The following is an 8,675-nucleotide window of genomic DNA, read 5'->3' on the forward strand; positions in this document are numbered from 1 at the left end:
GTCAGCTCGGCTCGGCGGCCAGCTCACCGGCCTCGACCGCGGCGACCAGCTCGGCGTGGTCGGCCTCGGTGCGGTCGGCGTAGCGCACCGCGAAGCGGGTGATCGCCGTCTCGAAGCGGTCGTCCTCCTCGCCGTCACCGGCCAGATAGCCCGCCAGGGTGCGCGGGTCGAGCGAGCGCGCGTGCGCCCGGGCCAGCAGGGACCCGGCCAGCCTGCCGTAGTCGTCGAGGTCGTCGGCCGAGAGCCCGGCCGGATCGATACTGCCCTTGAGATTGCGGAACTGGCGCACGATGAACGGCAGCGGCTCGTCCAGCGCGACGGTGGTCCAGCCGAGCAGGATGTCGGTCTCGGACTGCACGGTCCGCGCGCCCGCCACGATCCGCTCGCCCTCGTGCCGGTCCGGGCCAGCGGGCAGAAACGGCGCCAACGCCGACGGACGCGCCTGCTTGACCTGCAGGACCAGCGCCTCGCCGTCGTTGCCGTGCAACAGCGCCACATAGCTGTGCAGCCCGACGCTGCCCGTGCCGACGATCCGGAAGGCCACATCCGAGACCGCGAAGCGGGCCAGCAGGTTGCGCCGCGACTCCCGGATGGTGCCCGCGTACTGCTCGAGCCCGTCGATCACGGCCTCGCGCACCGGATCGGTGACGGCGGTGAGGATCGGCGGATCGCTGACGAAGCGGTGCTTGCGGATGCCGGTCTCGTGGTCGTCGAGATGCTCGGTCCACTTCGCCACCACCTTGGCGCTGGTGTTCTTGCGCGCCTTCTTGGCGGCCTTCTTGAAGTCGTCGAGCAGATCCTCGGCCTTGGCCGCCGCCAGGATCGACTCGTCGGGCAGCGCGCTCCAGGACTGCATGAACGGCATCTCGGCCAGCTCGGCGACGGTCTCGCGGTAGGAGCGGGCGGCATCGCGGGCGGCGCGGGCGCAGTCGTCCTCGTCGGCGCCGCTCTCGCGCCCGGCCAGCACCAGACTGGCCGCCAGCCGTTCCAGATCCCACTCCCACGGGCCCAGGATCGTCTCGTCGAAATCGTTGATGTCCATCACGATCTCACCGCGCTGGGTGCCGTAGAGGCCGAAGTTGGCCGCGTGCGCGTCACCGCAGATCTGCGCGGGCAGGCCACTGTCCGGACCGGCCGCCAGGTCGGCCGCCATCAGCCCGGCGGCGCCGCGGAAGAAGGTGAACGGCGAGGTGGTCATCCGACCGATCCGCAGCGGGATCAGGCTCTCGATCCGGCCCTCGTTGCTGGCCGCGACGAACTCGCGCACCGTCGGCCGGTCCGGGGCGGCGGCGTCCCGGTCGCGCCCGGTCACGGGGGCCCGCTCGGCGGCGGCCCGGCCACGCGCGTGCGCGTCCTCGGCGGAGAGATAGGAGCGCAGATCAATACCACTGTCGGACACGACGGTCCACGGTAGCGGGTCCGGCGGTGATCGGCAGCGCCGTGACGGCGGCGGGAGCCGATCCGATGCGGTGTGTCGGCGTGGCCGGATGGCGCGATCGCGGGTTCGTGCGGTATGCAGGGGCGTGGCAACCGAATCGGGAACGCCGGGCACGCACGACACCGAAACCGGTGGCGTGTTCAGCGACCGCATCCTGACCGTGCCCAATGTGCTGAGCCTGGTGCGGCTGATCGGCATCCCCGTCTTCCTGTGGTTGATGCTGGTCCGTCACGCCGACGGCTGGGCGTTCACGCTGCTGATCGCCAGCGGGGTCACCGACTTCCTCGACGGCAAGCTCGCGCGCCTGCTCGACCAGTCCTCGCGCCTGGGCGCCCTGCTCGATCCGCTCGTGGACCGGCTATACCTGGTCACGACTTTGGTGGCGTTCGTCGCACGTGGGCTCATCCCGTGGTGGATCGCGGTGGTGCTGATCGGGCGCGACCTGGTCCTCACCGCGACGCTGTCGGTCTACCGGCGCCGTGACCTGCCCGCGCCCGAGGTGATCTACCTGGGCAAGGCGGCCACGTTCGCGCTGATGTCGGCACTGCCGTGGCTGCTCACCGGGGAGATGGACTGGGCGGGGGCGGGTTTCGGCTGGGCCTTCGGCTGGGCCCTGCTGATCTGGGGGACGGCCCTGTACGTGTGGACCGGCGCGCTCTACGCCGGACTTGCCGTCGCCGTGGCGCGATCGATACCGCCTGTGCCGCACCGCGGCAGCTAGTCGATACTGTTACGCGCAACGTTGACGACGAAAGGACGTCCAGTGACCCGGACCCCTGAGGATCTGCGCTACACCGAAGAGCACGAATGGGTGCGGCGGACCGGCCCCACGGCGGTGCGTGTGGGCATCACCGACTACGCCCAGTCACAGCTCGGTGACGTGGTGTTCGTCCAGCTGCCCGACGTCGACAAGGACGTGACCGCGGGCGAGAGCATCGCCGAGGTCGAGTCGACCAAGAGCGTGTCGGACATCTACGCCCCGCTCACCGGCAAAGTCGTTGCGGTGAACGAGGATCTGGTCCAGTCGCCGGAGACGTTGAACACCGATCCGTACGAGGACGGCTGGCTGTTCGACCTCGCCTTCGATGACGAGTCGGCACTCGATTCCGTCCTCGGTGAACTGCTGGATGCGGCGGGTTACCAAGGAGTTATCGGGGGCTGAGTCAGCCTTCACAGTTCTCCCTGCACGGGTGCGCCCCGGCAGGGTACGGTCAAAGCCAAGCGGATACGTCGGGGAATCGACGCCGGGATCTTTCCTGGCGATGTGATCGCGCCGGTCGTGTCGCCGAATGAAGCACCTGCTTGCATGGATAATCAGGTTCGAGGAGGAGAGAAACGGTGAGCGAGAACAGGGACCCGGGTTACGGGGAGACCGCGGCCGAGACGACATCGGTCTTCCGCGCGGACTTCCTCAACGAGGTCGACGCGTCGCGCTCCGGAGAGCCGACCGGCGAACAGCCGGTACAGGGCGTCGAGGGCCTGCCGGTCGGCGCGGCCCTCCTGGTGGTCAAGCGCGGCCCGAATGCGGGTTCGCGTTTTCTGCTGGATCAGCCGACCACCTCGGCCGGTCGCCATCCCGACAGTGACATCTTCCTCGATGACGTCACCGTCAGCCGTCGGCACGCGGAGTTCCGTCAGGACGACGATTCCTTCCAGGTCGTCGACGTGGGCAGCCTCAACGGCACCTACGTCAACCGGGAGCCGGTGGACTCCTCGGAGCTGCAGAACGGCGACGAGGTCCAGATCGGCAAGTTCCGGCTGGTCTTCCTGACCGGTCCGCGCGCGCAGGCGAACGAGTCGGCGTCGGGCGCGGGGTCGCGATGACCCCTACGGTGCTGGTGCCCTCGATGGGCACAGTGCTGTGACAGGGGCGGCGCAGTGGGCGCGCGGAGGGATGTCGATCGGCTCCGTGCTCGACCTGCTGCGACCAGATTTTCCTGACATCACCATCTCCAAGATCCGGTTCCTCGAATCCGAGGGCCTGATCCGGCCGGAGCGCACACCCTCGGGTTACCGGCGGTTCTCCGTCGCCGACTACGACCGGCTGCGCTTCGTGCTGACCGCGCAACGCGATCAGTACCTGCCACTGAAGGTGATCAAGGAGCAGTTGGAAGCGATCGACAGCGGTGTGGCGACGCTGGGCGTGCGCGAGGCGCGCGCCCGCGCGCACCACCACGGCGCCGCGGAGGCCGGACAGTCGCTGTCCGGCCCCGCGCGTGCCGAGGCCGCGGCCCCGGCACCGCCCCGGCGATTGGGAGTCGTGCCCGGCGAGATCACCCCGGACGAGTTACGCGTCGATGTCGGGGTGCGGCTGACCAGGAGCGATCTGCTGGACAAGGCGGGAATCGACGACCGATTCCTCGACGATCTGCTGCGCGCGGGACTGATCGTCCCCGGTGCGGGCGGCTTCTTCGAGTCCGACGCGGTGACCTTGGCGCTGGCCGCCAAATCGATGGCCGAGTTCGGGCTCGAGGCCCGGCACCTGCGCGCGTTCAAGCTGGCCGCGGACCGCGAGGCCGCGCTGCTGGCCCAGATCGCCGCGCCGATCGCCAAGAGCCGCGACGCCGACGCGCGTGCCCGCGCCGAGGAGACGGTCCGCGAACTGGCGGCGTTATCGCTGAATCTGCACGCCGCACTGGTCAAGGCCGCGGTGCGCGCCGCCCTGGGCAACTGATACCACCGTCCGGATGAACCGGTATCACCCCGGCAACACGCCGATTTCGGCCCGGACGTCGCCGTTGCGCGCCCGGGAATTCGCCTAGACTCGTGGTACGGCGAGCTGTGCAGCGGTCGTGCCGGCCGGCGGCGAGTATGGGAGGCAGGACAACTCATGAGCGAGATGCGCGTCATCGGCATCCGTGTCGAGCAGCCACAGAACCAGCCCGTGCTGCTGCTGCGGGAGGCGTCGGGAGAGCGGTACCTCCCGATCTGGATCGGGCAGGCCGAGGCCACCGCGATCGTGCTGGAACAGGAGGGGGTCACCCCGATCCGGCCCCTCACCCACGATCTGATCAAGATCCTGATCACCGAGCTCGGGCGCACCCTCAAGGAAGTGCGGATCGTGGATCTGCAGGAGGGCACCTTCTACGCCGATCTCGTCTTCGACGGCGACCTGCGGGTCTCCGCGCGGCCCTCGGACTCGGTCGCCATCGCCCTGCGCGTGGGCTGCCCGATCTTCGCCGAGGAACCGGTGCTGGCCGAGGCCGGACTGGTCATGCCGGACGAGCGCGAGGACGAGGTGGAGAAGTTCAAGGAGTTCCTCGAATCGGTCTCCCCGGACGATTTCAAGGCCACCGACAGCTGAGCTGACCGGGCGATCTTCTACACCTGAAGTAGAGGTCGAGGGAATCGCCGCACGCGGTGCTTGGTGTGACGACTGTGCAGGTCCGACAATGGCAGGAGTAACCTCGAAAGTCGGGCAACATCGGTCGTGTCTGTCGAGACTTCGGATCGTCGGCAAAGGCAAGGAGCGGTCAGTGGAAGAGCAAACGCAGGATGTGGTGCAGCCTGGCTTGTTCCCGGACGACTCGGTGCCGGACGATCTGGTCGGCTACCGGGTACCGAGCGCGTGTCAGGTCGCGGGGATCACTTATCGCCAGCTGGACTACTGGGCCAGGACCGGTCTGGTGGTCCCCTCCATCCGGGGTGCGGCGGGGTCGGGCAGTCAGCGGCTGTACTCGTTCAAGGACATCCTCGTCCTCAAGATCGTCAAACGGCTGCTGGACGCGGGCATCTCTTTACAGAACATCCGCATCGCCGTCGACCACCTGCGCAGCCGCGGGGTGGGCGATCTGGCCGGGATCACCCTGTTCTCCGACGGCACCTCGGTCTACGAGTGCACCTCGCCCGAGGAAGTCGTCGATTTACTGCAGGGCGGGCAGGGCGTCTTCGGCATCGCGGTCAGCGGCGCCATGCGGGAACTGACCGGTGCGATCGCGGACTTCCCCGCCGAGCGGGCCACCGCCATCACCGACCGGCCCGAGGACGAGCTGTCGTTCCGCCGCAAGGCGCGGGAGAACCGCAAGACCGGATAGCCCACGGCACGCGCGAGCGCGTGACGAGCGCTACACCGTGGGTGGAGTGGCGGGTATCGCCGTGCGATTACACTGGGTGGGCGTCGCCGCCGTGCGGGAGAGTCCCGGGGTCTTCGGAGTCCGGGCGCCGAAGGAGCAGCACCTCCCCGTCAATCTCTCAGGCAACAGGGACCGCCCGGTGATTCGACGCCTCTGGAAAGCGGTGGCATCCGGCTGCCCGCCCACGGGGAAAGGGACACGGCCGCCCCGCCGCGTCACCGAATCTCTCAGGCGCACAGACAGAGGGGGAGGGCTGGTACCCGTCGACCTTGTCGACCCGCCCGACCTGGAGCTGCCGTGACCCGTTCGTTCGCCGACCGCCACATCGGACCCGATTCCGGCGAGCTCGCCCGGATTCTCGAGACCGTGGGCGTCGAATCCGTCGACGCGCTGGCCACCGCCGCGCTGCCCGCGACGATCCTGGACGACTCCGGCCTGGCCGCGCTGCCCGCCCCGGCTTCCGAGCACGAGGTGCTCGCCGAACTGGCCGCCCTCGCGCAGGCCAACACCGTGGCCACCTCCATGATCGGCCTGGGCTACTACGACACCCTCACCCCGCCGGTGCTGGTGCGCAATCTGCTGGAGAACCCGGCCTGGTACACCGCCTACACGCCGTATCAGCCCGAGATCAGCCAGGGCCGACTCGAGGCGCTGCTCAACTTCCAGACCATGGTCTCCGATCTGACCGGCATGGACGTGGCCAACGCGTCGATGCTCGACGAGGCGACCGCCGCGGCCGAGGCGATGACCCTGCTGCGCCGCGCGGCCAAGTCCACGTCCGCGCGGCTGCTGATCGACGCCGACCTGTTCCCGCAGACCAAGACCATCCTCGCGACCAGGGCCGAGCCGCTGGGCATTGAAATCGTCGAGGCCGACCTCGCGACCGGGGCGCTGCCCGAGGGCGAGTTCTTCGGCCTACTGGTGCAGACCCCCGGCGCGTCGGGCCGCGTCGTGGACTGGACGCCCGTCTTCACCGCCGCCCACGAGCGGGGCGCGCTGGTCGCCGCGGGCGCCGACCTGCTGGCCATGACCCTGCTCACCCCGCCCGGTGAGCAGGGCGCCGACGTCTGCTTCGGCACCACCCAGCGCTTCGGTGTGCCGATGGGCTTCGGTGGACCGCACGCGGGCTACCTGGCCGTGCGCTCCGCCTTCGCCCGCCAGCTGCCGGGCCGCCTGGTCGGCGTGTCCAAGGACGCCGACGGCGCGCCCGCCTACCGACTGGCCCTGCAGACCCGCGAACAGCACATCCGCCGCGAGAAGGCCACCTCCAACATCTGCACCGCGCAGGTGCTGCTGGCCATCGTGGCGGCCATGTACGCGAGCTACCACGGCGCCGACGGCCTGCGTGCCATCGCCCGTCGGGTGCACGAGCACGCCGCCGCGGTGGCCACCGGGCTCGGCGGCGCGGTCGTGCACGGCGCGTTCTTCGACACCGTGCTCGCCCACGTGCCCGGCGGCGCGGAAGCCGTTGTCGCCAAGGCGAAGTCGAAGGGCATCAACCTGCGTCTCGTCGACGCCGACCACGTCGCGATCGCCTGCGACGAGGCGACCACCGACGCGCACGTCGCCGCCGTCATCGAATCCTTCGGTACCGCGCTGACCCCCGACGCGGGCGTGGGCACCGAACCCGTCGCGATCGAGACCCGTGCCTCGGCGTACCTGACCCATCCCGCGTTCACCCGCTATCACACCGAGACGGCCATGCTGCGCTACCTGCGCTCGCTCTCGGACAAGGACATCGCGCTGGACCGCAGCATGATCCCGCTGGGCTCGTGCACCATGAAGCTCAACGCCACCGCCGAGATGGAGGCCATCACCTGGCCCGGTTTCGCGCGGCTGCACCCCTTCGCGCCCACCGAGGATGTGCCGGGCATCCTCGGGCTCATCGGCGATCTCGAGCGGTGGCTGGCCGAGATCACCGGCTACGACGCGGTGAGCCTGCAGCCCAACGCGGGTAGCCAGGGCGAGTACGCCGGTCTGCTGGCCATCCGCCGCTACCACCTCGATCGTGGCGACGACCATCGCGACACCTGCCTGATCCCCTCCAGCGCGCACGGCACCAACGCCGCCTCGGCGGCCATGGTCGGCATGCGGGTGGAAGTGGTGAAGTGCCGCGAGAACGGTGACGTCGACCTCGACGACCTGCGCGCCAAGATCGCCGACCACGCCGACCGGCTGGCCTGCATCATGATCACCTACCCGTCCACCCACGGCGTCTACGAGCACGAGGTCGCCGAGCTGTGCGCCCTGGTGCACGACGCGGGCGGCCAGGTCTACGTCGACGGCGCCAACCTCAATGCCCTTGTCGGACTGGCCCGTCCGGGCCGCTTCGGCGGCGACGTGAGCCACCTGAACCTGCACAAGACCTTCTGCATTCCGCACGGTGGCGGTGGCCCTGGTGTCGGTCCGGTCGCGGTGCGTGCGCACCTGGCCCAATACCTGCCCGGCGACCCGCGCGAGGCGGGCTCGCACGCGGTGTCGGCCGCGAACTACGGGTCGGCCTCGATCCTGCCGATCACCTGGGCTTACATCCGCCTGATGGGCGCCGAGGGCCTGCGCGCGGCCACGCTGACCGCCATCGCCTCGGCCAACTACATCGCCCGGCGCCTCGACGCCTACTTCCCGGTGCTCTACACCGGGGACAACGGCATGGTCGCCCACGAGTGCATCCTGGATCTGCGCGAGATCACCAAGCAGACCGGCGTCACCGTCGACGATGTGGCCAAGCGCCTGGCCGACTACGGCTTCCACGCCCCGACCATGAGCTTCCCGGTCGCGGGCACGCTGATGGTCGAGCCGACCGAGAGCGAGAACCTCGAGGAACTCGACGAGTTCATCGAGGCCATGATCGCCATCCGCGCCGAGATCGACCAGGTCGGTGCCGGGGTCTGGCCGGTCACCGACAACCCGCTGCGCGGCGCGCCGCACACCGCGGCCAGCCTCGTCGGCGAGTGGGATCACCCGTACAGCCGCGAGATCGCGGTCTACCCGCGCGGCCTCGGGCACACCCGACCCAAGGTGTGGCCGCCGGTGCGCCGCATCGACGGCGCGTTCGGCGACCGCAATCTGGTGTGCTCCTGCCCGCCGCTGGACGCCTACCAGGACTGACCGGGGCGCCTGTTCGCCACCGATGTGCGGGCCCCGCCGATTTGTTCGGCGGGGCT

General features: G+C 69.7%; 8 protein-coding genes and 1 riboswitch. Of the genes, 7 read left to right on the top strand and 1 reads right to left on the bottom strand.

Translation table 11 applies throughout. The features are described 5' to 3' along the window. Window position 1 precedes the first annotated feature (1 nt). Window positions 2-1,399, bottom strand: a complete 1,398-nt coding sequence (locus QC180_RS08540) for a DUF2252 domain-containing protein (RefSeq protein ID WP_278262091.1) — start codon at window positions 1,397-1,399, stop codon at window positions 2-4. Window positions 1,400-1,523: 124 nt separating this feature from the next. Between QC180_RS08540 and QC180_RS08545 the strand changes: the two genes are divergently transcribed. The 7 genes from QC180_RS08545 (at window position 1,524) to gcvP (ending at window position 8,619) form a co-directional block, all read left to right on the top strand. After that, window positions 1,524-2,159 (top strand): CDP-alcohol phosphatidyltransferase family protein, encoded by a 636-nt coding sequence (locus tag QC180_RS08545; protein WP_278262092.1) that lies wholly within the window; start codon window positions 1,524-1,526, stop codon window positions 2,157-2,159. A 42-nt stretch (window positions 2,160-2,201) separates the two neighbouring features. Further along, window positions 2,202-2,600 carry a glycine cleavage system protein GcvH gene (gcvH, locus tag QC180_RS08550; RefSeq protein ID WP_278262093.1) on the top strand — a complete coding sequence of 133 codons (399 nt, stop codon included), beginning with the start codon at window positions 2,202-2,204 and terminating at the stop codon, window positions 2,598-2,600. 176 nt (window positions 2,601-2,776) lie between these two features. Continuing rightward, window positions 2,777-3,262, top strand: a complete 486-nt coding sequence (gene odhI, locus QC180_RS08555; protein ID WP_110041099.1) for an oxoglutarate dehydrogenase inhibitor Odhl — start codon at window positions 2,777-2,779, stop codon at window positions 3,260-3,262. 70 nt (window positions 3,263-3,332) lie between these two features. Next, complete coding sequence (gene ftsR / locus QC180_RS08560; protein ID WP_278262094.1) at window positions 3,333-4,112, top strand: transcriptional regulator FtsR; 780 nt, start codon at window positions 3,333-3,335, stop codon at window positions 4,110-4,112. Between the two features lie 156 nt (window positions 4,113-4,268). Continuing rightward, window positions 4,269-4,742 (top strand): bifunctional nuclease family protein, encoded by a 474-nt coding sequence (locus tag QC180_RS08565; protein WP_278262095.1) that lies wholly within the window; start codon window positions 4,269-4,271, stop codon window positions 4,740-4,742. 172 nt (window positions 4,743-4,914) lie between these two features. Further along, window positions 4,915-5,472: a MerR family transcriptional regulator gene (locus QC180_RS08570; RefSeq protein WP_278262096.1), complete on the top strand. Its 558-nt coding sequence runs from the start codon at window positions 4,915-4,917 to the stop codon at window positions 5,470-5,472. Window positions 5,473-5,556: 84 nt separating this feature from the next. Further along, a riboswitch (glycine riboswitch) is annotated at window positions 5,557-5,656 on the top strand. Window positions 5,657-5,808: 152 nt separating this feature from the next. After that, complete coding sequence (gene gcvP / locus QC180_RS08575; RefSeq protein WP_278262097.1) at window positions 5,809-8,619, top strand: aminomethyl-transferring glycine dehydrogenase; 2,811 nt, start codon at window positions 5,809-5,811, stop codon at window positions 8,617-8,619. Window positions 8,620-8,675 lie beyond the last annotated feature (56 nt).

Origin of the sequence: Nocardia anocheti (assembly GCF_029675105.1) — a bacterium.
In the GTDB taxonomy this organism is placed as follows: Bacteria; Actinomycetota; Actinomycetes; order Mycobacteriales; family Mycobacteriaceae; genus Nocardia.

Coding starts and splice junctions, on each gene's coding strand:
- ftsR (WP_278262094.1), top strand. CDS start 3,333: ATGTCGATCGGCTCCGTGCTCGACCTGCTGCGACCAGATTTTCCTGAC.
- QC180_RS08565 (WP_278262095.1), top strand. CDS start 4,269: ATGAGCGAGATGCGCGTCATCGGCATCCGTGTCGAGCAGCCACAGAAC.